At 38.8% G+C, this 24,647-nt stretch carries 21 protein-coding genes, 1 pseudogene and 1 riboswitch; of the genes and pseudogenes, 9 read left to right on the forward strand and 13 right to left on the reverse strand.

Annotated features, from left to right (window positions below):
- Positions 1-15: 15 nt before the first annotated feature.
- The 6 genes and pseudogenes from abc-f to ACIQAA_RS24285 all read right to left on the reverse strand — a co-directional run bounded on the left by abc-f (position 16) and on the right by ACIQAA_RS24285 (position 7,689).
- On the reverse strand, positions 16-1,716 hold the full coding sequence (gene abc-f, locus ACIQAA_RS24260) for a ribosomal protection-like ABC-F family protein (RefSeq protein ID WP_402624766.1): 1,701 nt from the start codon (positions 1,714-1,716) through the stop codon (positions 16-18).
- 523 nt (positions 1,717-2,239) lie between these two features.
- Positions 2,240-2,449 (reverse strand): hypothetical protein, encoded by a 210-nt coding sequence (locus tag ACIQAA_RS24265; RefSeq protein WP_402624769.1) that lies wholly within the window; start codon positions 2,447-2,449, stop codon positions 2,240-2,242.
- A gap of 26 nt (positions 2,450-2,475) precedes the next feature.
- The gene (locus tag ACIQAA_RS24270) at positions 2,476-2,841 is read right to left on the reverse strand and encodes a DnaJ family domain-containing protein (RefSeq protein ID WP_402624771.1); all 366 of its coding nucleotides are present in this window, start codon (positions 2,839-2,841) and stop codon (positions 2,476-2,478) included.
- 106 nt (positions 2,842-2,947) lie between these two features.
- A pseudogene (acnA, locus tag ACIQAA_RS24275) lies at positions 2,948-5,539 on the reverse strand (aconitate hydratase AcnA); the annotation flags it as partial.
- Positions 5,517-6,452 carry an L-threonine 3-dehydrogenase gene (locus tag ACIQAA_RS24280; protein ID WP_402624773.1) on the reverse strand — a complete coding sequence of 312 codons (936 nt, stop codon included), beginning with the start codon at positions 6,450-6,452 and terminating at the stop codon, positions 5,517-5,519. The pseudogene acnA and the gene ACIQAA_RS24280, both read right to left, overlap by 23 nt.
- 46 nt (positions 6,453-6,498) lie before the next feature.
- The gene (locus ACIQAA_RS24285) at positions 6,499-7,689 is read right to left on the reverse strand and encodes a glycine C-acetyltransferase (protein ID WP_402624776.1); all 1,191 of its coding nucleotides are present in this window, start codon (positions 7,687-7,689) and stop codon (positions 6,499-6,501) included.
- Positions 7,690-7,957: 268 nt separating this feature from the next.
- Between ACIQAA_RS24285 and ACIQAA_RS24290 the strand changes: the two genes are divergently transcribed.
- The gene (locus ACIQAA_RS24290) at positions 7,958-8,248 is read left to right on the forward strand and encodes a hypothetical protein (protein ID WP_402624779.1); all 291 of its coding nucleotides are present in this window, start codon (positions 7,958-7,960) and stop codon (positions 8,246-8,248) included.
- A 43-nt stretch (positions 8,249-8,291) separates the two neighbouring features.
- Here the strand turns inward: ACIQAA_RS24290 and ACIQAA_RS24295 are convergent, their stop codons facing one another.
- Complete coding sequence (locus ACIQAA_RS24295; RefSeq protein ID WP_402624781.1) at positions 8,292-9,290, reverse strand: NAD(P)H-dependent flavin oxidoreductase; 999 nt, start codon at positions 9,288-9,290, stop codon at positions 8,292-8,294.
- A gap of 211 nt (positions 9,291-9,501) precedes the next feature.
- Positions 9,502-9,603, forward strand: a riboswitch (purine riboswitch).
- A 111-nt stretch (positions 9,604-9,714) separates the two neighbouring features.
- Here ACIQAA_RS24295 and ACIQAA_RS24300 point away from each other — a divergent pair.
- Positions 9,715-10,308 carry a xanthine phosphoribosyltransferase gene (locus ACIQAA_RS24300; protein ID WP_402624784.1) on the forward strand — a complete coding sequence of 198 codons (594 nt, stop codon included), beginning with the start codon at positions 9,715-9,717 and terminating at the stop codon, positions 10,306-10,308.
- Entirely contained in the window at positions 10,308-11,621 is a 1,314-nt protein-coding gene (locus tag ACIQAA_RS24305) for a nucleobase:cation symporter-2 family protein (protein WP_402624787.1), read from the forward strand. The genes ACIQAA_RS24300 and ACIQAA_RS24305 overlap by 1 nt, the downstream gene beginning before the upstream one ends.
- A gap of 38 nt (positions 11,622-11,659) precedes the next feature.
- Here the strand turns inward: ACIQAA_RS24305 and ACIQAA_RS24310 are convergent, their stop codons facing one another.
- The 5 genes from ACIQAA_RS24310 to ACIQAA_RS24330 form a co-directional block, all read right to left on the reverse strand.
- Positions 11,660-12,784: a Ger(x)C family spore germination protein gene (locus tag ACIQAA_RS24310; RefSeq protein ID WP_402624789.1), complete on the reverse strand. Its 1,125-nt coding sequence runs from the start codon at positions 12,782-12,784 to the stop codon at positions 11,660-11,662.
- 2 nt (positions 12,785-12,786) lie between these two features.
- On the reverse strand, positions 12,787-13,893 hold the full coding sequence (locus ACIQAA_RS24315) for a GerAB/ArcD/ProY family transporter (protein ID WP_402624792.1): 1,107 nt from the start codon (positions 13,891-13,893) through the stop codon (positions 12,787-12,789).
- A 19-nt stretch (positions 13,894-13,912) separates the two neighbouring features.
- Positions 13,913-15,424, reverse strand: coding sequence for a spore germination protein (locus ACIQAA_RS24320; RefSeq protein ID WP_402624997.1), 1,512 nt, complete (start codon positions 15,422-15,424; stop codon positions 13,913-13,915).
- Between the two features lie 100 nt (positions 15,425-15,524).
- Positions 15,525-15,716 carry a spore germination protein gene (locus ACIQAA_RS24325; protein ID WP_402624795.1) on the reverse strand — a complete coding sequence of 64 codons (192 nt, stop codon included), beginning with the start codon at positions 15,714-15,716 and terminating at the stop codon, positions 15,525-15,527.
- A gap of 315 nt (positions 15,717-16,031) precedes the next feature.
- Positions 16,032-16,550 carry a methylated-DNA--[protein]-cysteine S-methyltransferase gene (locus ACIQAA_RS24330; RefSeq protein WP_402624798.1) on the reverse strand — a complete coding sequence of 173 codons (519 nt, stop codon included), beginning with the start codon at positions 16,548-16,550 and terminating at the stop codon, positions 16,032-16,034.
- Positions 16,551-16,696: 146 nt separating this feature from the next.
- Here ACIQAA_RS24330 and ACIQAA_RS24335 point away from each other — a divergent pair, with 146 nt between their 5' ends.
- A complete protein-coding gene (locus tag ACIQAA_RS24335; RefSeq protein ID WP_402624801.1) occupies positions 16,697-17,620 on the forward strand; it encodes a DNA-3-methyladenine glycosylase 2 in 924 nt (307 codons plus the stop codon).
- Positions 17,621-17,685: 65 nt separating this feature from the next.
- Positions 17,686-18,729, forward strand: a complete 1,044-nt coding sequence (locus ACIQAA_RS24340) for a DUF3231 family protein (protein WP_402624803.1) — start codon at positions 17,686-17,688, stop codon at positions 18,727-18,729.
- A 44-nt stretch (positions 18,730-18,773) separates the two neighbouring features.
- On the opposite strand, the gene ACIQAA_RS24345 is transcribed toward ACIQAA_RS24340, so the two are convergent.
- The gene (locus ACIQAA_RS24345) at positions 18,774-19,127 is read right to left on the reverse strand and encodes a VOC family protein (RefSeq protein WP_402624806.1); all 354 of its coding nucleotides are present in this window, start codon (positions 19,125-19,127) and stop codon (positions 18,774-18,776) included.
- Positions 19,128-19,318: 191 nt separating this feature from the next.
- Between ACIQAA_RS24345 and ACIQAA_RS24350 the strand changes: the two genes are divergently transcribed.
- The 4 genes from ACIQAA_RS24350 to ACIQAA_RS24365 all read left to right on the forward strand — a co-directional run bounded on the left by ACIQAA_RS24350 (position 19,319) and on the right by ACIQAA_RS24365 (position 24,398).
- Positions 19,319-20,875 carry an ABC-F family ATP-binding cassette domain-containing protein gene (locus ACIQAA_RS24350; RefSeq protein ID WP_402624808.1) on the forward strand — a complete coding sequence of 519 codons (1,557 nt, stop codon included), beginning with the start codon at positions 19,319-19,321 and terminating at the stop codon, positions 20,873-20,875.
- Positions 20,876-21,084: 209 nt separating this feature from the next.
- A complete protein-coding gene (locus ACIQAA_RS24355) occupies positions 21,085-21,993 on the forward strand; it encodes a putative selenate ABC transporter substrate-binding protein (RefSeq protein ID WP_402624811.1) in 909 nt (302 codons plus the stop codon).
- A gap of 13 nt (positions 21,994-22,006) precedes the next feature.
- Positions 22,007-22,759 (forward strand): phosphonate ABC transporter ATP-binding protein, encoded by a 753-nt coding sequence (locus ACIQAA_RS24360; protein ID WP_402624814.1) that lies wholly within the window; start codon positions 22,007-22,009, stop codon positions 22,757-22,759.
- Position 22,760: 1 nt separating this feature from the next.
- Positions 22,761-24,398 (forward strand): PhnE/PtxC family ABC transporter permease, encoded by a 1,638-nt coding sequence (locus ACIQAA_RS24365; protein ID WP_402624817.1) that lies wholly within the window; start codon positions 22,761-22,763, stop codon positions 24,396-24,398.
- Positions 24,399-24,647: the final 249 nt, after the last annotated feature.

Genomic DNA, 24,647 nt, shown 5'->3' on the forward strand with positions numbered 1-24,647 from the left:
CTATTGAATGTGGATTTATATTAATTTTCTTTTTTGCTTCAAGAGTTCATTAAATTCTCTATCTAATTCCACATATTTAGGGTTTTTGGGGTCAATGAGTGATAATTCACCCAAAATCGTAGCTATTCTATTTTCAATTATCATTAAATTCTCTTTACTATCAGTAGGTTCAGTCCTGTTGGTTTTATTAAAGTACTCTTCCGGCTTCATTTCCAAACGCTTTATCCTCTGATTATCAAATACAAGCAGTTTATCACAAAGCTTATTTAAGAAATAGTAATCGTGCGAAACGGTAATAATCGAACCTGCGAATTCATTTAGTGTTTTTTCAAGCTGTTCCCTGCTTGGCAAGTCGAGGTGATTGGTCGGTTCATCCAAGATCAGAACATCATATTCCTTCATTAGCATGTCGACTAGTTTAACGCGAGTTCTTTCTCCAAGGCTTAAAGTCCCAATGGGCTTCGTAATAAACTGTTCTTTTAATCCGAGATTTGCAAATAATGTTCTTGCCTTGAGAATATTTTCTCGGTCCGTAAATCCTAAAGCCTCTAAAGCCGTTTTGTCAGCGGGTAAGTTGTCAACATCCTGACTTAAGTAAGCAATCTTTAATGATTCACTTTTCCAAAGGTCGCCGCCAGTAACCGCTGTTTCACCAAGGATCATTTTAATTAAGGTGGTTTTACCGCAGCCATTTTCTCCAAATAAACCAATACGTTCTCCGTGATTGATATAAAAGTGACATTCACTAAAAAGGGGTCTCTCTTCAAACGACTTCGATAAACTCTTTGCCTCAATAATCCTTTTTCCTCTATTCCCTTTTGTATCAAACTGAAATCTAACTTTTGTCTCCTCTAGAGGTTTGTCGACCTTGTTCTTTTCTAGCTCGCTCTGAAGACGTTTCATTTTAGATTTCACTTGAGCATCTCGTTTTTTCGCCTTAACCCGGTGATATTCTTTATTGCCAAAATCTCTGCCTTGTTTCGTTGATGTCCTATGAGCTTTCTCAGACCAGGACGATAATTGTTCCATCTGCATTTCAATTTCTTCTTTTTTACGCTGCTGAACTTCATAGTGGTGCATTTGGGTTTCGTGTCTGTGCTGCTTTTCCTTCTGATAATCACTATAGTTCCCATTGTAGAAGTTCATTTTGGTATTTTCTATCTCAAAAATACGGGTCACTGTTTTATCTAAGAAATGGCGGTCGTGAGAAATGATCAATACCGGACCTTTAAATTTCTCCAGCTCTTCAATCAGCCATTCTATCCCTTTAAAATCTAAGTGGTTCGTAGGCTCATCGAGAATCAAGAATCCCGGCTTGGAAGCCCACACGTTGGATAATGCGAGTTTTAACTTCTCGCCGCCGCTTAAATGGTTTAAACGCTTCTCTTCCCATGTAGAAACCTTCTTCAGTCCTAACTTACTTGAGTGCTGCAATAGGTCTCCCTCAATTGAAAATAATCCATTACCTTCATAATCTATTGATTGTGTAAGGTAACCAATCTTTAATTCGTGTGATTTTTCAATGAATCCCTTATCAGGTGTGAGCTTACCAATAAGGATATTGGCCAATGTCGTTTTCCCTGTGCCGTTATACCCTACGAGACCAATTCTTTCGCCATTTTTTATATCAAAGGAAATATTGTCTAAAATTTTCCTCAGATTAAAGTTCATTTCTATTCCAGTTACTTTTATAACAGATAAATGATTGTTGTTCATAAAAAAACTCCCTTCGTTTGAACCTGAAGAGAGTTTTTGTGTCATGTCGTTTACGCAATCACAAAAAAGCAGACGTTAATAAACCTAAAAAGGCTTATGTTAACGATGTTTTGATTGAAATATAAACGTATAGGACAAAAAAGGACAGACTAATCCTATTCTTCAGGTTCACCATTTTTTCGCTATTCGAATAAATGTCTGAAAAAATAAGATTATAACTTCATTCCTCTTTACCATTCCTTTACGTTTATTATGTTTATTTTATGCTACCTAAACCAAAACTGTCAATCATTTCCGTAAAATTAACATTGGAATAAGGCTTTCCACTCTCGATATTATTTTTTAAGTGTAGTTGTTGGTACTTTTCTGCTATTGTTTCTGAAGTGATTTTTGGAAATAGGTTCAATAAATCAGGTTGGTGCACTGTCCAAATTGGCCGATTTACTTTTATTTTTTTCCCAGCACTATGCATCCTCCCCATTGAAAAAATAGTTCTTTGTTCCATACCTTACGATTGGTGACATCAATGGATGTTCACTTTGCTTTCTCGAAGGCCACGACAAAATGGTGCCTGCCGATTGTTTCGACCAACTGCTTGCTTTCGTCTGCTGGAAGGTGAAACTCTAAATATATGATTTCCATTCGTATACACGGTATTATGAAAGCCGTCATTGATTGGAATGAGTTCACCTTCCGTATAGCCATATAAACGTAAAATACGATCAGTAATCATGTTAATCTCTCTTTCTAAATGAGCACCTATTTTAATTTTTTATAAATTTTATCTGCATAGCTCCCAAAACGAGAATTCGTCGCGGTTCCTCTTTTCTCAAGTAATCGCTCCATTTCCAGCCTTTTTTTCATCAGTTTTGCCTGCAGACGTTCTCTCTGTTCTTCGTCCACTGCTCCCTCTAACAATTCTTCCATCCTAAAAATTTCTTTTTTTACATCCTCAGGTGAATAGCCTGCATTATTTAACACGCGATATGCCATTTTCCATTCATCAGACATTCCCGGAAAATGATCCTTTATTTCCAGTGGCTGCCCCATGCCAGGAAGATTGTCGAACTCTTTCTTCTTTATGGCTTCCTTAATTTTATCTTCAGCGATTTTTGAAAAATCCATTTACATCGCACCCTTCGCTCTACAAGTAAATAGTTTATTTTTCACTAAAATATATGTTATTACTCTGAAAAAACCACCATGCAAAGGTTGCATGGTGGTTTGAATATTATGCTTCTTGTAATTTTTCGCGAAGTACCATTGGAAGGATACCGCCATGACGGTAGTAATCAATTTCAACTTCAGAATCGAAGCGAACAAGTACTTCAAATTCCTTCTTGGTTCCAGCTTCATCAGTAGCTGTAACTTTTAGAAGATCACGTGGTCTAACATTTTCATCCACTTGTACATCGATCGTTTCTTTACCAGTTAAACCAAGAGTTTCAGCGCTTTCGCCATCTTTAAACTGAAGTGGAAGCACGCCCATTAACACAAGGTTAGAACGGTGAATACGCTCAAAGCTTTCAGCGATAACGGTCTTAATTCCTAAAAGGTTTGTACCTTTAGCAGCCCAGTCACGTGAAGAGCCCATTCCGTAGTCTTTTCCAGCTAGAACAACAAGTCCTGTGCCGTTTTCTTTGTACTTCATGCAAGCATCGTAGATGGATGTAACTTCACCAGTCGGCCAGAAAGTTGTGAAGCCGCCTTCTGTTCCTGGAGCGATTTGGTTACGGATACGAATGTTGGCAAATGTTCCACGCATCATAACTTCGTGGTTACCACGGCGAGATCCGTAAGAGTTGAAGTCACGAGGCTGAACACCTTTTTCTAATAAATACTTACCAGCTGGTGTATTTTTGCCAATAGCACCTGCAGGAGAGATATGGTCAGTTGTTACAGAATCCCCAAACTTACCTACTACACGAAGTCCAGTTAATGGTTCAACGGTACCTGGTTCAGGTGATAAGCCTTCAAAGAATGGCGGGTTTGCAATATAAGTGGAATCTTCATCCCAAGTATATAATGGCTCGTTGCTAGTTTTGATTTCGTTCCAACGCTCGTTGTCACCGAAAACATTCGCATATTCTCTGCGGAATAGTTCAGGAGTTACAGTGCGTTTCACTACATCATTTACTTCAGCAGTTGATGGCCAAATATCCTTGAAGAATACATCATTTCCATCTTTATCTTTACCGACTGCTTCATTAGCGAAATCAATGTTCACAGTACCTGCTAGTGCATAAGCAACAACAAGCGGCGGTGAAGCCAGGTAGTTAGCTTTTACAAGCGGATGAATTCGTCCTTCAAAGTTACGGTTACCTGAAAGTACAGATGTAACTAAAAGATCGTTTTCAGCGATTGTTTTTTCGATTTCTTCTTTTAATGGACCGGAGTTACCGATACATGTTGTACAGCCGTAACCAACAAGGTTGAAGCCGATTTGCTCTAGGTATGGAAGTAATCCAGAATCACGAAGATATCCAGTTACAACCTTAGATCCTGGTGCTAAAGAAGTTTTAACAAACTTAGGAACTTCCATTCCAAGTTCAACCGCTTTTTTCGCAACAAGACCTGCCCCAACTAGAACGTAAGGGTTAGATGTATTTGTACAGCTAGTGATAGAAGCGATTGCTACTGCACCAGTCTTAATGGTTGTTTCGTCTCCATTTTGGAAATTAACGACAGCAGACTTTTCAAGCTCATCTGCTTGTAAGCCGAAGCCTTGGTTTCCTTGTGGCGCAGAAACTGCTTTTACGAATTCTTCTTTCATTTTTGAAAGTGGAATTAAATCTTGTGGACGCTTAGGACCAGAAAGATTAGCTTCAATTTCTGAAAGATCGATTTCAATAACATCAGTGTATACTGGCTCAAATGATGGGTCGAAGAAAAGGCTATTTGCTTTGCAGTACTCTTCTACTACTTGGATATGGCTTTCTTCACGGCCAGTTAAGCGCATATACTCTAATGATTCACTATCGATTGGGAAGAAACCACAAGTTGCGCCATATTCTGGAGCCATGTTAGCGATAGTTGCACGGTCTGCTAATGGAAGTACGGATACCCCAGGACCGAAGAACTCTACAAACTTACCAACCACACCGTGGCTACGTAGAACTTGAGTTACTTTTAATGCTAAGTCAGTTGCAGTTGCACCATTTGGAAGCTCGCCAGTTAATTTAACACCGACTACTTCTGGAACTGGGAAGTAAGAAGGCTGTCCAAGCATTCCTGCTTCTGCCTCAATACCGCCAACGCCCCATCCTAATACACCAATACCATTGATCATAGTAGTGTGGGAGTCAGTACCAACTAAAGTATCTGGGTAAGCTTCTAATTCACCATCAGATGTCTCGGCAACATGTACCACATCAGCTAAATACTCAAGGTTAACTTGGTGTACGATACCAGTTGCAGGCGGAACCGCACGATAGTTATTGAATGATTTTTGAGCCCAGCTTAGGAATTGGTAACGCTCAGCATTACGTTCGAACTCTAAATCCATGTTAACACGTAAAGAGTCAGCAGAACCGTATGCATCTACCTGTACAGAGTGGTCGATAACTAGATCAACTGTTTTCTCTGGGTTAATCTTATCTGGATCTCCGCCAAGATCAGCCATTGCTTTTCTTAATGAAGCAAGGTCAACTACTGCTGGAACACCAGTGAAGTCTTGTAGAATAACACGTGACGGTTTGAATGGAACATCTACTTCTTTAAGTTCATTTGTTCCCCATTTTGCTAAGTTTTCAACGTGCTCCTTTGCGATGACACGGCCATCGTATTGACGAAGCACAGATTCAAGTAATACTTTTACGGAATATGTCTGTCATTTTCGCTAAGTCGTATTGGAATTTAAAGCCCCACTCTTCTTCTGCTGCAATCGCATCGATCGAATTTGGCCAGCTGTCGGCAATTCTTTGGCGTACAGGATCTACCTGATAAGTGAGTTCGAATCCTGGGATATGTTTCTTAATCTCGTTTGCAATTTCTTCTGGATCAAAGCTCATTGCTGTAACATTGAATGAGTTACGGTGCTTAAGCCGGCATGGGTCTGCCTCCATCAAATCGATAATGGCATTTAGTGCATCTGGCATATACATCATATCCATATACGTACCTTTATCGATATACGATGTATATCTTCCGTTTTTGATCGCTTCATAGTAGATTTCCACTGCATAGTCTGTGGTGCCGCCGCCAGGCAGTGCTACGTGTGAAATTAAGCCTGGGAATCGAAGTCCCCTCGTGTCGACGCCAAATTTGTGATAATAGTAATCGCTCAAAAGCTCGCCAGCTACTTTATTTACACCGTACATGGTCGTTGGGCGCATGATGGTATCTTGTGGTGTGCTGTCTTTTGGTGTAGAAGGTCCAAATGCACCAATCGAGCTTGGAGTGAAAAATTGTGCATTAAGCTCCCTCGCAGTTTCTAATGCATTCATCAAACCGCCCATATTTAAATTCCAAGCTAAGACGGGTTTCGCTTCTGCTGTGGCCGACAATAGTGCGGCTAAGTGCATGATGGTATCAACTTTATATTTTTTTGCAATTTCGCCCATCTTGGTTAAATCTGTAACATCTAAGACTTCAAACGGGCCGCTCTGTGCAGCTTCACTGTCATTCTTTCTTATATCCGTAGCAATTACATTATCCGACCCATACGTTTCTCTTAATTTCATCGTGAGCTCAGAACCAATCTGTCCTAACGCACCTGTAATTAAAATCCGTTTCATTCTTCTCCGTCCTCCTCATTAAATGTCCATTGAAGGGTTTCTATGATTAAATAATGCCCATTTCCTTACCGACCTTCTCGTAAATCGCAATCGCTTGATCTAGCATTTCTTTTGTATGTGCAGCAGTTGGCATATTGCGAACACGTCCTGTTCCTTTAGGAACGGTTGGGAATACAATCGCTTTTGCATAGACTCCCTCTTCATTTAAACGTTTGCTAAATTGCTGCGTAAGAGCCTCGTCGCCAATAATACATGGAGTAATCGGAGTTTCACTGTTTCCAATATTAAAACCTAATTCCTTTAAGCCTTTTTTGAGATAATCTCCATTCTCCCAAAGCTTTTTGTTAAGTTCTGTGCTTTCCATTAAGATTTCAATGGATCTCTTGCTTGCTGCTACATCTGCTGGTGTTAATGATGTAGAGAATAGGAATGGTCGGCTGCGGACCTTTAACCAATCAATTAAATTCTTCTTCCCTGCTACGTATCCGCCTACTACACCAATCGCCTTTGATAAGGTACCGATTTGGAAATCGATTTTATCGGACAAGCCGAAATGCTTAACGGTACCAGCACCATCACCAAGGACACCTGATCCATGTGCATCATCTACATATGTAATGAGGTCGAATTCTTCAGCAATTTTTACGATTTCTGGTAATAATGCAATGTCTCCATCCATGGAGAAAACACCATCGGTAATAACCATGATTTTATTGTATTGACCCGATTCCTTCGCTTCCTTCGCTTTTGCACGTAAATCTTCCATATCAGAATGATTGACGCGGATAATCTTTGCTTTGGATAAACGGCAGCCATCAATAATAGAAGCGTGGTTTAATTCGTCAGATAAAATGGCATCATTTTTATCCATTACCGCAGAAATGGCGGCCATATTACAATTGAAGCCTGATTGATAAGAGATTGCTGCTTCTGTATGTTTGAATTCTGCTAATTTTTCTTCCAGTTCAACGTGAAGCTTTAAAGTTCCGTTAATCGTGCGAACGGCTCCGGCACCAACACCATACTTCTCAATGGCCTCCGCTGCTGCTTGTTTTAAGCGTTCATCCGTTGCTAACCCTAAATAGTTATTGGAAGAAAGATTGACTAACTGTTTACCATTTATTGTAATCATTGGACCATTAGGACTTTCTAATGGATCGATGACATTGTACAGACCCTTACCTTTTAAATCTTCTAGGTTTTCATTTAAAAATTGCTCCAAAATAGTACTGGACACTTTTTATTCCCCCTTATTGTCGCTAATAGAAAAACATTTGTCCGCCTGAGACGGACACTTCAATGTTCGATGAATACCCTTAGTTAAAGGGTTTCTTTAATATACTTTACCATACTTTTTTGGAAATGTTCACCCCAAAAGGACATTTGATATAAAATTTTTTTTGCATTTTTAGGTTATCCATTTTGAAAACAGGTTATTTTTCAATTGAAGCAAAAAAGGTATAATGGAGAGCATACTTAATTTAGGAACAGGAAGGATGTAATACGTGGAATCAATTTCATCACTACTATACACAATGATTGTAGGCGGCATTTTTGTCTTTATTTTTATTTACCTTTATGATTGGCTTTTTGGTGAAAAACAGGAAAAACAAATTCGTAAGATTCACAAATACTATCGTAATGAAACACTCCAAAAGGTTGAAATGCTGGAGCACCAGCCGAAAAAATTCACTCTATATCAAGTAAAAACCGCTAAGGAAACGAAACGAGTGAAAATAAAGCCTGGCTATAAAGTAGTTAAAATGGTTTCCAAAAAAAAAGAACCTTCCCATTGATAAGTGGGACAGGTTCTTTTTTTTTGTCAGCCAATTACATGCGTTATTTCACCGTTAAGCTGCTTACTTTTGCAGCAGTTTGGTTCACTTTTTTTAGAGCTTCTTGATATTCTCCTTCTAATCGTTGAATGATTTCTCCTGCGGATTCAATCTTTTCAATGGCACCTACTCCATGCCCTGCGCTCCAAATATCACGCCATGCCTTCGCCTCTGGTTTACCGTGCATATTATCAAAATCAACTTTTTCTTTTTTTACCAGCTGAGCGGGATCAAGTCCTGCTTTTTGGATACTTGGAATGAGCATATTTGCCCTGACACCAGAAAAGGCATCGGTTAGGATGATATCCTCCTGACTAGAATTCACAAGCATTTCACGATATTCATCATTTGCCATACTTTCTGTAGCGACAATAAATCTTGTACCCATATAAGCTAAATCAGCACCAGCTGCCTGTGCAGCTAATATACCCTTCCCTGTTGAAATCGCACCAGCAAGGACAATAATACCGTCCCAAAAAGTACGGACCATATCGACAAACGCAAAGCTATTAATTTGTCCAGCATGGCCGCCAGCACCGCTTGCAACTAGAATTAGTCCGTCAACACCTGTTTCTGCGGCCTTACGGGCAAATTTTAGATCGCTGACATCTGAGAATACTAATCCTCCATACTCATGAACAATGTCTACCACATGTTTTGGACTTCCTAAAGAAGTGATGACCAATTGTGGCTTGTGCTTTTTGATTAACTCCAATTCATCTTGAAGACGGCTATAGGTGCTATGTACAACCATATTCATCGCCCAAGGAGCAATTTTTCGGTCAGGCTCTGCTGCCCTGGCTTGTTCTAATTCTTCGTTTAACTGGCCCATCCATTGATCAAGCACCTCAATCGGTCTTGCGTTTGGAGCTGGAAATGACCCAATAACACCATTTAAGCAGCAATTTTTTACTAGTTCAGGACCCGATACTAAAAACATCGGTGCAGAAATAACAGGCAGCCTTAGCTGATTCCACCAATTTTCAGGGATTGTTTTTTGCATGGTCGACTCTCCTTTGGTTTAGAATTTTCTGAATAAATTTCCTATTCTAATAGTAACGGAAAATGAATGGTTATTCAATCATAGAGTGAGACTTTTAGAATAAAGAATAAAGCGCTTTCCCTACACGAACGATGAACTCGTAAAAATATCTTTCGTTCGTCTTTTGGTAAAAAAACGATTGCTTTCCGTTTTCACCATGGTTATAATGAAAATAAATTTATAAGGTTTCACTCATATAATCGCAGGAATATGGCCTGCAAGTTTCTACCGGATTGCCGTTAACAATCCGACTATGAGTGGGTAATGCTAACGGCGTTATTTTGCGTCCATACATTTGGTTACTAAGCCCAAATGTCATTGCCTCACTCAAATTTGATGTGAGCAATGACATTTGGGCTTTTTATTTTTTCATAGGGGGATAAACATGAGATTACTAGAAGAAAAGATTAAAAAGGATGGCAGAGTCATTAATGACAATGTATTAAAGGTTGATTCGTTTTTAAATCACCAAATTGATCCTCAATTAATGAATGAGATTGGAAAAGAATTTGCTCAAGCATTTGCAGCGGAAGGAATTACGAAGATTGTTACGATTGAATCTTCTGGGATTGCCCCTGCTGTGATGGCTGGATTATATATGAATGTTCCCGTTATTTTCGCGCGAAAAAGAAAATCCGTTACGTTAACAGATGACCTTCTGACAGCAAGTGTCCATTCTTTTACTAAAAATGAAACGAATGAGCTTGCCATTGCAGGCAAGTATCTTAATGAAAACGATAAGGTTCTTATTATTGATGACTTTCTTGCTAACGGTGAAGCTGCTCTCGCTTTAGTCAAAATGGTCCAACAAGCGAATGCCTCCGTTTCTGGCATTGGCATTGTAATTGAAAAATCCTTCCAGCCTGGCGCTAAGAAATTAAAGGAGCTAGGATTACGGGTTGAGTCATTAGCTAGAATCGCCTCTCTATCAAATGGAGAAGTTACGTTTATAACTGAAAAAATGGAGGAATTGGTTTAATGAAACAACATCCGTTCAAAATCGCATCTTTAGGTATTCAACATGTATTAGCCATGTATGCAGGAGCTGTCATCGTCCCTCTTATCGTCGGCGGTGCCTTGAACCTTACTGGAGAACAATTAACTTATTTAGTGTCGATTGATATTTTAATGTGCGGTATCGCGACAATATTACAAGTTTGGCAGAATCGCTTTTTCGGGATTGGCTTGCCGATCGTTCTAGGATGTACCTTTACGGCTGTGGGTCCAATGATTGCCATTGGCGGAGAGTACGGTGTTTCTGCGATTTACGGTTCCATTCTAGTCTCTGGTTTAGTTGTCGTTTTGATTGCGCAGTTCTTTAGTAAGTTAATTAAATTCTTCCCGCCAGTTGTAACTGGTTCTGTTGTTACGATTATTGGTATTACCCTTATTCCAGTTGCTATGAATAATATTGCCGGCGGCCAAGGAAGTCCTGATTTTGGAAGTCTCTCAAATATCGGCTTAGCTTTTGGAACGTTATTATTCATTATCCTGCTCTATCGTTTTACAAAAGGATTTATTCGTTCTGTTGCCATTCTCCTAGGTCTTGCAGGTGGAACCATTGCAGCTGCATTAATGGGTAAGGTAAACTTTGCAGCCGTTGGAGAGGCTTCATGGTTCCATATGGTAAAGCCTTTTTACTTTGGTACCCCTACTTTTGAATGGACACCGATTATTACGATGACCCTTGTTGCGATTGTTAGTTTAGTAGAATCTACAGGCGTCTATTTTGCACTAAGTGATATCACTGGAAGAAAGCTAAAGGAAAGTGATTTAGCTAAGGGTTATCGTGCAGAAGGTCTTGCGATTATTTTGGGTTCTTTATTCAATGCATTTCCGTATACAACCTACTCTCAAAACGTTGGGCTAGTTCAGCTTTCTGGTGTAAAAACCAAAAATGTTATCTACACAATGGGTGCAATGTTAATTATCTTAGGATTCGTTCCTAAAATTGGTGCTTTAACAACGGTTATTCCTACCCCTGTTTTAGGTGGTGCAATGGTAGCGATGTTTGGTATGGTCATTGCATACGGAATCAAAATGTTAAGTAAAGTAGAATTCGCTTCACAGGAAAACCTCTTAATTATTGCTTGTTCTGTGGGAATGGGTCTTGGTGTTACAGCTGTTCCTGACCTTTTTGCACAGCTTCCTGAAAGTGTAAAAATCCTAACAAACAATGGGATTGTCGCTGGAAGCTTGACTGCGATTTTCTTAAATATTGTATTTAATGTTGCTAGACCTTCAAAACAAAGTCAAACCACAAATCCAAGCAGTCAAAGTGCTGCTCAATAGTAATCTAGAAAAGCTGCCAGTTTTTATTGGCAGCTTTTTTACTCATTAAGCCCTGTTCTTTTCACACTAAAGTCTACATTTACATTGACTTTAGCCTCATTAAACATTTTATACCATCTTTTATCGGTAAGTTTTGAGTGCCGGACAGAGCTTCTATATATTTCTCCAAAGCCCAATGCATCTGACTCCTTTGATTGACAATAAGCGATAAGCTTTTCAATCTCTCTTTTCATACTCTTCGTGATTTCCTTCTCGATCAACTTAATATTTTCCGGATTACCCATATCAATCATACTCGTAACCTCAAGTACTCTGCCAGCAACTTTAACATCTAAATCAAATTCCACTTTTTCTTTGTTTATAAGCTTAATATTACTCCTGCCGCCGATTGAATCTAAAGAGGCAACTGTTTTTTTCAGCTGTGGGTTCATTGGTTTTAATTTCGAACTTTTAATCTCAATATCCTTGTTTCCGCCTTTATATTTGTCAATAATCAAATTTAGATAAAAGCTTTGTTCCGTATTTATTTTTCCAACTAATTTACTGCCTTTAAACAAAGCTACTCCTGTGAAACCAACCCCCTGCTTACCTTCTTCTTTTTTTAAAATTGGCATAACAGGTTCTTTACCAACTGAGAAATGGCTATGTAACACTTCTTGCAGGGTGGCTGACGGCATGACTCTTCCCTTAGTGTTTTGATCAATGAGCTTATAAAGATGATTTCCGATATCAGGAATATGTTCCGTCTTTACCTTTAACAAATCCCGCGCTTTCCCATCAGCCATCGCCAAATAGGTCATATCACTAATAGATGGGTCACTCGTTAACGTTTCTGCTATTCCAGTTCTTCCTTGTTTAAGCATTTCTTCACCGTATAAGATGACTCGAAGCTGGCCAGAAGCAAGCCTTTTAGAGGTCTTATTATTCGCATTGTTACGAATTCCCCTTACCGAAAGTGCTTCTGACTCTAAAATAACTACATCCTTAGGTGAAGCAGGATCAATTGTTAACTCAACCATCGTTCCTAAGATCGTGCCTTTTTTTGAAATATCATAACCATAAGTAGTAACAAGACCTACTTCTTCAAGAATCCTAGGTTGTGCACAGCCACACAGTAACAGAAATGAAAATGACCAAGACCAAAACCATCCTTTTGTTCTCATTTCTATTTCTCCTTTAGGGATGTCATTTTCTTCTTAATCAAAGCCAAAATATAAAGGATAAATGGATAACAAAAAGCAATATAAAAAGCTATGTTCTCAAAAAAGTCGTTAAACTGATTTATTTTCAAACGGGTATTAATAAAAATACTGACAAAAAAAATAATGAATGTAAAAACCCAAATGACCCTGTTTGTTTTTCTTCCAAATGAGCGCTTTACACCCCGTACTGCCGCCCACATATAAAGCAATAGATTCGGGAGGATAATGAGCAGCCAAAAAGAAACGGCTACGTACTCAGTTCTTTCAATAAAAGGAAGTTTAACAATTTTAAATAAGGAAAGAGTCGGCCAATTGGTATTCTCCAATTGACCAGGGCTAAAATAACTGATGGTTAGCAGCATAAGGACTAAGTACAAGATGTTAGTTGCGGCAACTCCTAGGTGGGCGTACTTTATTACCTTCTCTCTATCCTCCATGAAAGGATAGACTATATAGAGGATCTCAAAACCTATTAAGGTGATCGTCATTTTATAAGCCCCTTTTAGAATTGATGTAATATTTGACTCCATTACAGGAAGAAGATGATCGAAGTCAACAAATCGTAAAGGGTAGCCGATGAAACTCAACATCCAGACTGAGAGAATAATGCTAAAAAAACCGGCACCGGCTATTACTCGTAATCCCCCAGTCACACCATAAACCACTAATAATAAGATGGAGATTGAAAACAACCAGGAGGGTACCATTGGAAATACCCATGTTTGCATGACCTCAATATAGTTATTTAAAATGACCACAAACATACCTAAGCAATAAAAGATATATATACTATTAACTACTTTTCCAATCCACTTTCCATACACTTCGATATGGATGCCATAAATATCTGTAGGTCCATATAGTTGTAAGGTTTTAATGATGAAAAATACCACAATATGAGTGAAAACACCTGCCAGGACCACAGATATCCAAGAATCGTGCTTTGCCTCCGGGAAAATAATTCGTTGGAAACTATGTATCCCAATCCCAACTTGTATGGAATGGATAATAAAAAAAAGTATAAAGGTACTTAAAATAGATTGTGGCTTTGCTTGATATTGAACTTTCATCGTGTCACCTGCTGCCTAGTCAATTATGTTTTTTTGCCTTTATTGGGTCATATTTATATTCGTTTTCAGCCCTTGTTAAGTCCGGTCTTTTGTTTGTGATGGATAATGGCAGTCGAATGATACTGTCCTTCCAGTCTGCAAAACGCGGCGGATAAAATGGTGCTAGATAAGGGCTTCCAAGGCTTGTTTGTCTTAACAGGTGCAGTAGTAAAAAGCAAAAGCCGAACATCATTCCATAAAAACCCCAGAATCCAGCCAATATGATTAGCGGAAATCGAACGATACGAATGACATTTCCCATTGTATAACTTGGAGTTACGAACGAACCTAGAGCTCCTAAGGAAATAATGATAATGAGGATGTTACTCGTAAAACCTGCTTCTACAGCAGCAGTTCCTATTACAATACCGCCAACGATACCCATCGTTTGACCTACTTTTGTCGGCAGACGGGCACCCGCTTCTCGTAATAATTCCATAATAAATTCTAATAATAGTGCTTCTATTATCGGAGGAAATGGTACCTTCGCCCGTGACTCACTAAGTGTAAACAACAAAGTTTGCGGGATGACCTCATAGTGAAAGGTTAAGGACGCAACATACAAAGCAGTAAAGAAAACGGAAAGGAATAAGGCAGTGAATCTTAATAATCGCCAGAATGTCGCAATCTGCCAATTTACATTACTATCCTCCATACTTTGAAAAAACTCCATAAACGATTGAGGACAAACAATAGCCAATGAGCTTCCATCCACAAAGACTGCGAGTTTTCCTTTTAGGAGCCAATCTGATACACGGTCGGGTCGTTCTGTTAATGCCATTTGTGGGAAAATGGTCAATGAGTTCTCTGCAAGAAGCTGTTCTAACACCGAACTGTCAAGGATTCCATCCATTTTTATCTCTTGAATTCTTTTTCTTAGGCTGCCGACCATTTGCTCAGAAACAATGCCGTTAATATAGACAATGGAAACCAATTTATTTGTGCGGGACCCTACCTGTAAATTTTCAATACATAAAGATGTATCCTTAATATAACTTCTAATAAGGGTGATATTTGTCATTAGGCTTTCAGTAAACGCCAACTGAGGTCCAATAACCTGAGATTCATTTTGAGCATAAGATACTGAACGTCCAACTCTGGAAGGTATTTTTGCTAATAGAACGTTTGAATTCCCGTCTAAAAAAATGATTACATTTCCGTCTAGAGCAGCTTGGACTGCCTTTTCCATCTGGTTTGACTTTTCAATCTCACCAATTGACAAATGCTCCATAATTTTTTGGATAGAATCGAAGGATAATTCTTTTAGTGGATCAATAATGTCTCTATGAAGCATGGTTTTGTCTATTAATGTACCTATGGAAAATAAGGTAATCCCTGAAACTCCTATTTCATTCTCCAAAATGTCAGCGCTATTCTGCAGTCTTTTTTTAAACTCAGTGGACATTTTTTCTCTTGTCTCAGGAATTAGATCATGGTTCTTAGGTTTTAATTGACCTCTTGGTGAAAACAGCTTTTTAAAGAACACCTTCATCACCTTCTGTCCACTAAAGATAGTTGCTTAAAGTATTATTTACCAACTAAACCTCTTTATACCAACCTCTCTTTTACCGCAAAAAAAATAGCGGTGCATGTTAGCATCGCTTAGGGAAACTCATCATTTGCTCAGTTTCAGAGTCCATCTCAGAATCGGGACTGGTGTTGTTTTCGCCAGAACCGCCAATGGTTTTGGTTATGGAAATCGGTGAAATGTAAACAGCACCGCCAAAGTTAACAATCCCGCCAGAAACGGTTCCAATTGAAACATTATTATGGTTTGTGACCAAAGTAACCCCTCCTTGGTGTTACTACTATGTTATGTATGGGTCGGGTCAAGGTTCATGAAAAAAGACAGAGCCTGATGAAATGGCTCTGTCTTCTTTGAATACAATAAGTCCTTAAAAAAACGATTTGAACAGTTCCTGGTGATCGTTGCATTCCTGGCAGATATACTCGATTTCCAACGGGTCTTCTCGCACCATATGTACCGTTTCTCTGCTGCAGTTTTCACAAAATCTAACTTCTTGGATCTCTTCCATGAAATAAGCACCTCGTTTTCTTAATTCATAAGAAATAGTATGTCCAAGAGTATCGTGCTTTTATCATCGATTAGTATGGTTTGCCTGCTCCAGCTTTAAAAGCTGGTCCTTCATATCTAATCCACCGCGAAATCCAGTAAGTTTACCATTTTTCCCAATTACTCGATGACACGGTACTGTTAAGAGGACGGGATTTGCCCCAATGGCTGCACCAACGGCACGGACTGCTGATGGTCGTTCAATTGCATTGGCAATATCTGAATATGTCCAGGTTTCTCCATAAGGGATTTTACAGAGTGCATTCCATACATCTGTCTGAAATTTGGTCCCCTTTAATTCTTGTGGAATGGTAAAAGAATTCCGTTTACCTTGAAAAAATTCTTTAAATTCAGTAACGTATGGCTGCATAACCGTAACATCCTGCACCAATTGACTGCCAGGGTAATGTTTTTTTACCCAAACCTCCATTTCCTCAAAAGGCTTATCTTGAGAACCAACGTAACAGAGTCCATTAGAAGTTGCTGCCATATACAGTTTCCAATTTTCATAAACTAACTGTGTCCAATATAGTAGTTGTTTCATCATTAACCCCCCGCTATTATCACTGCTCTTCTATCAGTATACCCGATTTAGAGAATCAGTTTTAAGTCTTTCAGAATGAAAAAACAAGATTTTAGTTCTCCTAAGTGTTATAACTTTAATTAGTAATGTAAAAGCGGAGGTTTATCATGAGGATCCAATCTTGGGATGATATTGGGAATGAACTGAAACTGGTCTTACCAAAAGAATTCAACTTTCAAGAAAATATAAATTATCTCGCGAGGAGTAGTAACGAATGCCTTTTTCACATTGATAACAATCGTATTTACAAGGCCATTCCGATAGGAGAAGAAATAGCACTTATTGAGGTTAGTTCTGTAGAAGAAAACCATTTAATCGTACGTTTTTTAGGAGAAAGTAAAACAACTAGCAAAGAAATCCGTGCTGATGTCGCCCGCTATGTCAGAGAATGGTTTGATTTAGACAGGGATTTGAGTCCGTTTTATGCGATGGCAAAGAAGGATCTGCTGCTGGATGAAGCGGTTGATTCCTTCTATGGTTTGCGGATTATTGGAATTCCCGATTTATTTGAGGCGCTTTGCTGGGGCATTTTAGGACAGCAAATCAACCTCTCGTTTGCCTACACCTTAAAAAGACGTTTAGTTGAAAAATTCGGTCGAAGTGCTATGCATGATGGTGTCACCTATTGGGTCTTCCCTTCCCCAGAGGATATTGCAGGATTACCTGTCGATGAATTGGAAGGCTTGCGCATGACGAAAAAGAAGTCTGAATATCTCATTGGTGTTGCACAGCTTATGGTTGAGGGGAAATTATCAAAAGATATGCTGCTCGAGATAGGAGATTATAAAAGTGCTGAGAAAATGCTAGTTAAAATACGTGGTATCGGCCCCTGGACGGCTAATTATGTATTAATGCGCTGCTTAAGATATCCTTCCGCTTTTCCTATTGATGATGTGGGACTGCAGAATGCGATTAAACACCGATTAGGCAGAGAAAAGAAACCCGCCAAAGACGAGATCATGAAATTAGCAGTAAATTGGACGAATTGGGAATCCTACGCAACCTTCTATTTGTGGAGATTTCTTTACTGAAACGAATAAATTTACATTAGATGAAAAAACTAGGAGAAACGATTGACGTAAGGAGCATTTATCTAATGAAGACCATAAAGCCGATAAAGATTACCTCTAAACTTATCGGGCAGCCAGTCGAAAAATTAACATCAGCTGAAATGGGTAAGCTTTGGGCTGTATATATGGGCAATACCATGTCTAAATGTGTAATTAGTTTTTATCTTCAGCATGTGAATGACAAAGACATAAAAGAAATCCTGAAAAATGCTTTAAATATCGGCAATGAATTTCTAAAAGACATTAAAGCGATATTTGATAAAGAGAATTTCCCCATTCCTATAGGCTTTACTGAGGATGACGTAAATTTAGGAGCTCCTAGATTATTTGCTGATGAATTTTATCTTCATTATTTGAAATATGCAGCGAAAGCAGGCTTAAGTCTCTACTCCACTGCGATCCCGTTAATGCTTAGACAAGATGTAAGGGATTTTATCCTAAAGTGTAATCAATTAACCACCGATTTGTTAGTAACCCTTAATGATACGTTAAAAGAAAAGGGATTTTTAACGAGACCACCTGTAATTCCTGTTCCAGAGAAGGTTGAATTCGTACAAAAGGAAAGTTATTTTAATGGTTTCTTAGGTCATGTCCGCCCTTTACATGGCCTGGAGATTGCTCATTTATACGATAATATGGAGAATAACTCCACTAGCAAAGTATTATTAATGGCCTTTGGACAGGTGGCTAAAAATGAAAAAGTTAAAAATTTTATGCATCGTGGAAAAGACATTACCATGAAACATATTGAAGCATGTAGACATCAGTTAAATAAAGAAGATTTACCTGCCCATCCATTGTTGGATGACTTAGTAGAAAACTCAACATTTGCCCCGTTTTCAGATAAATTAATGATGTTTCATAAAATCGATATGTTCAGCATGAAAATCAGGTCATATGCGAATGCTTCATCCCTTAACGGGCGGCATGATTTAGGTGCAATGTATAGCAAGTTTTTATTGGATATAGGGCTTTATGTTCAGGACGGAGCCAAAATATTTATAGATGAAGGCTGGATGGAAAAACCGCCGCAAGCAGTGGACCGTGATTCTATGTCTTCGAATAAATAACATTTAAAAAAGAATGAGCTTGCCGGCTCATTCTTTTTTTATGCTTATTTTTCCCAAAGTTCTATCCATCTGCCTTCTGGATCTGCAATCCAAGTAAATGTCCCAAACTCACTCTTTTCAGTTTCCTTAAGTAAAGGAATCCCAAGCTCTTTGAGGTGTTTTAAACATTCACTCATATCTTCAACCTGAAAATTCAACATCACCTGCTGCTCTTTAGGAAAATAATCATTGTCCTCTTTAAAAAAGGAAAAGATGGTTGCATCACCTTCTTGTGAAGGAAGAGTTGTACCATTCCATTCGTTATCCAACGTAATTCCTAATACCTCACTATACCATTTTTTTAGTTCATTAATATTTCTAGACCTCCAAAAGACACCGCCAAAACCGATTACATTCATACACTCACCTCAACTATTGTCTTACTTACTAATTCTATTACCATCCCACTTGTCCTTTATATTTTTTAGTATTTTTTCTTTTCCAATTTATTTACAGTATTTTACTCATTAAAAATATAGTCGAATTCATGGAAATTTAGTATGATGTAGTAACGTATTAATTCTTGAACAAAGCGAGGATTTTAAAAACCATGAGCTTATTAACTGTTGAAAATTTATCCCATACATTTGGGGACCGTACCTTATTTAAGGACGTTTCCTTTCGATTATTAGCTGAAGATCATGTTGGTCTTGTCGGTGCAAACGGCGTCGGTAAATCGACATTAATGAATATTATTACAGGTCAATTGATTCACGACAGCGGTCGTGTCGAATGGACACCTGGTGTGCATTACGGATATTTAGATCAGCATACAGTTCTTACCCCAGGAAGAACGATGCGCGATGTGCTGCGCGATGCCTTTCTTCCTCTATTTGAAAAAGAAAAAGAATTAAATGAAGTCATCGCTAAAATGGGCGACACAACTCCTGAGGAGCTTGAAGTTCTTTTAGAAAAGATGGGTGAAATCCAAGACGCGTTAGATGCAGGCGGATTCTATTCCCTTGATATTAAAATAGAAGAAGCGGCACGCGGGTTAGGACTGGATGCGATTGGTTTAGACCGTGATGTAGCAGCGCTTAGCGGCGGGCAGCGTACAAAAGTTCTTTTAGCAAAGCTTTTACTTGAGCAGCCAAAAGTTCTTTTACTCGATGAGCCAACAAACTATTTAGATGTTGAGCATATCCGCTGGCTAACAAATTATCTAAAAGAATACCCTTATGCCTTTATCTTAATCTCCCATGATACGGAGTTTATGAATCCGGTATCGAATGTTATTTTTCAATTGGAATTCTCTAAATTAACTCGATATACTGCAAGCTATGAAAAATTCCTAGAGCTTGCTGAAATCAATAAAAATCAGCACATTAATGCGTATGAAAAACAAATGGAATTCATTAAAAAACAAGAGGATTTTATCGCGAAGAACAAAGCCCGTTATTCTACTACAGGACGTGCGAAAAGTCGCCAAAAGCAGCTCGATCGCTTAGAAAGAATTGACCGTCCTGAAACGGCTGTAAAACCTACTTTTGGTTTTAAAGAATCTAGAAGCAGCAGCCGTTATGTTTTTGAAGCAAATGACTTAGAAATTGGCTACTCTCACCCGCTTTTACCGAAAATGAGTATGACACTCGAACGCGGTGAAAAAGTTGCGATTATCGGCTGTAACGGTGTTGGTAAGTCAACTCTTCTTAAAACGATGCTTGGAAAAATTGATCCTTTAAATGGTAAGGTTGAACGCGGTGATTTCCTCTTCCCTTCTTACTTTGAGCAAGAGGTTAAAGCAGGAAATATGACGCCAATTGATGATGTTTGGAACGCCTTCCCTTCTATGGATCAACACCAGGTCCGAGCTGCACTTGCACGCTGTGGCTTAAAGAACGAGCATATTTCTCGTCCAATGAACCAGCTTAGCGGCGGCGAGCAGGCAAAAGTCCGTCTCTGCAAACTAATGATGAATGAAAGTAACTGGATACTGTTCGATGAGCCGACAAACCATCTGGATGTGACCGCAAAGGAAGAGCTAAAACGTGCCTTAAAAGAGTATAAAGGCACAGTCGTTTTAGTATGCCATGAGCCTGATTTTTACGAGGATTGGGTAACAAAAGTTTGGAATGTCGAAGAATGGTCACAAACGATAAACGCATAAAAAACTTCAATCTCCCGCATCCTGTGCGGGAGATTTCTTTATTACCAAGGGTTTAGTACTATTAACCTATTTTCCTATCGATAATTCAGATTAATATTCATTTACTTTATAGATAAAATGAATTTAATAGATTGACACAATTCATTATAATCAAAAGGCAAGGATATAACTACTGTGTAAATTACATAATTAATGAGGTGAATACTCTTATGAAAAAATGGTTAACGGGTATTATTTTATTTATGCTTGTTTTTTCATTAGCAGCTTGTGGGCAAACTGAAAATAAAGCAAATGAAGAAAAAGAAGGTAATAAGGAAACAAAAACAGAGGAAGTATTTAAAATTGGTGCGATTCCCGATCAAAATGCTGCTTTCCTCCAAACAGGGATGGATGCAGTTGCGAAGCAGTTAAGTGAAGAAACTGGCATGAAGGTTGAATTTGTTCCTTCTGTTGATTATGCTGCTTTAGTTACAGGATTCCAACGTGGCGAGATCCATTTAGCATGGTTCGGCGGTTTAACAAGTGTTCAGGCAAGAAATCTTGTTCCGGAAGCTGAATCCATTGTACAGCGTCCGCGTGACGCCGAGTTTAAATCTGTATTTATTACTCAAGAAGGCTCTGGTATTAGTACATTAGCGGATTTAAAAGGAAAATCATTCACATTTGGCAGTGAAAGCTCTACATCAGGTCATTTAATGCCTCGTTATTTCTTAACGGAAGAAGGCATTCACCCTAATACTGATTTTAATGGAAAGCCTAACTTCTCAGGCTCACATGATACTACTTACAAGTTAATTGAATCTGGTTCCTTCCAAGCTGGTGCATTAAACATCTCCGTTTGGGAAGCAGCGGTAAAAGAAGGTAAAGTGGATACAAACAAAGTGAAAGTGTTCTATACAACTCCAGATTATTATGACTATAACTGGACAATCAATAGCAACGTAGAAGAAGTATTTGGCAGTGATGCTAAGCAAAAAGTTAAAGACTCCCTTCTTTCCATGCCAGGCGATTCAAAAGAAATTGCTGACTTGTTCCAAACCGACAAGTTTATTGAAACAAAAAATGATAACTATGAAAAAATTGAAAAAGTGGCAAAAGAATTAGAGATTATTAAGTAGTAGGTGCTGTTCCATGTCTTCAAAAACAATGATTGAAGCAAAAAACATAACAAAACATTTTGAGCGGAAGATAGCCTTATCTTCCCTTTCTTTTTCTATTAAGCAAGGTGAATTGGTGGCATTAATTGGCCCCAGCGGCGCAGGAAAAACGACTTTATTGAATTCCATTGCCGGTCTTGTTCCTCTTCAAAGCGGCGAACTTCTAATAGACAGTCTGCCTCTTGCTGGTTACAAACGAGGAAAGAAGTTTGCAAAAAAAATTGGTGTCATCCGCCAGCAGTTCGATTTAATTGGCCCTTTGGCCGTTATTCATAACGTTCTGGCCGGCAAATTATCACAGTGGGGATTCATTAAATCATTATTTTCGCTGCTTGTCCCTCAAGAAAAAGAAGCAGCCCTTAATGCTCTTGATAGAGTCGGGCTAAGAGATAAACTTTACGAAATAACCGCTACATTATCGGGCGGTGAGCAACAGCGTGTGGCGATGGCACGACTAATGGTACAGAATCCAGAGATTATTCTAGCGGATGAACCAGTAGCATCTCTTGATCCTGCACGGGCTGACGATGTGCTTTCTATGCTGACTAAAATTGTTTCAGAGGAAAACCAAACGTTAGTAGCCAGTCTGCATTCAGTGGAATACGCACGAAAGTATTTTACAAGAATCATTTCTCTCAAAAACGGCGAAATATTTTTTGATCTGCCAACAGAAAAAGTAAGTGATGAGCTGTTAAATGAGCTTTATCAGCTTAAGGAACAGGATTAATATGATGAAACTGATCCCCTCCCTTCAATTGCATAAAAGATTCATTCTTACTTTACTGCTGCTGGCAATTTTCGTTTGGAGTCTTACCTCTATTCATTGGAACTCAGAGCTTTTCCATGCAGGCGGTATTCCAACCATGCTGCAGATTTTTGAAGGGCTAATCCAGCCTGATTTAGCACCAAGCATATTATTAGTCGGTTTGGAATCGGCTTGGATTACGCTTGCTTATGCAGTGGCAGGGATGTCGCTGGCCATTGTTTATGCTTTTATTGTAGGCGTCTTGGCGTCAGGAACGTTAACGACTAGCAAATTTTCGCGTTTTATTTCTAAGGTTTTTTTTAGAGGTATATTAGGTTTTACTCGTTCGATTCATGAATTAATTTGGGCATGGCTTTTTGTGGCCGCAGTTGGATTATCCCCATATGCCGCAATCCTAGCACTAGCGATTCCATACGGCGGGATACTAGGCCGTATTTTTGCAGATATGCTGAATGATGTCCCCGAGCAGCCAATCATCGCCTTAAAAGCATCCGGTTCCTCTCGGCTTCAAACATTGGTTTATGGTTACCTCCCCTTGGTTTGGGCTGACTTTATAAGTTATACGATGTACCGGTTCGAATGTGCTATTCGTTCTTCCGCCATTATGAGTTTTGTTGGCTTAGGAGGACTTGGTTTTCAAATTCAATTAGCATTAGCGGATTTAAAATATGATGCTGTTTGGACATTTGTCTTTTTCTTAATTGCACTGGTGATATTTGTTGATGGCTGGAGTCATTTGGTCCGCAAGGGATTAACCGACCATAAAAGAAAAAAGGGATTTGGTTCCGGCTGGATGTCTGTCCTATTTGCCACATTGTTGATAATCGGTTCTTGGACGTATATTACTATTGGTGAAAATGCTAGGTTATTTGAGCTATTATCTGAAAAAAATATCGAATATGCTAAAACGTTTTTCGGCGGCCTCCTTGGATTCAATCAAGAGAATCCAGCCTTCCTAGATGGAGAAAGCTGGGCAATCGCATTGAAGCTTACGCTGGAAACACTTGAAATGAGTATCATGGCAATTGGATTTTCCACCATTGTTGCTTTCATTACGGTTATTCCTGCCGCAAGAAACATTGCCAATGGAAGTCTTACATTAAAAAAGAGATGGTATAATTGGCCGTTATTTGCTTTCATCCGCCTTCTTTATATCTTTTCAAGGTCTGTTCCAGAGTTAGTCTGGGCCATGATGATTATCTTTATCTTTAAACCTGGAATCTTACCAGGGGCATTGGCGCTAGCCCTTCATAACTTTGGTATACTTGGGAAGCTTTGGGCAGAGGTTGTCGAAGATATGGATCCGAGGCCGATTCGTAACTTAGCAGCAGCTGGTGCTTCCAAAATTGAAATTTTCTTTTACGGGATCCTGCCGATCGTTCTTCCGCGATTTCTCACCTATATTCTTTATCGATGGGAAGTGATCATGAGAACGACAATTGTAGTAGGGTTCGTTGGTGCAGGTGGTCTTGGAATGGACTTTAAGCTTGCGATGAGTTATTTTAACTATACACAGATTACGTTACTATTATTGTGTTATATGATTCTAGTCGTCATTGCAGACTTCGCATCAGAAACAACCCGGAAAGCAGTGAAATAAAGAGCACATGTCCCAGTAGACTTGTGCTCTTTTTTATCTATATCTCACTGCTATAATTCTGCTAGCAGGTGATAGACCTTTGTTATCTTACTGATAGGTGTTAATTAGGTGACATCTTATCAACTTAGAAAATTATTTTAAATAATAACTTGAAATGCTTGTATTAGATTCATGTTTTCTATTATCCTAAGCATAGCGCCAAATTTTGTAGTAATTTTTACATAAAGATTTGAACTGTTCAGATCATTT

The organism is Neobacillus sp. NPDC093182 (genome assembly GCF_044754045.1).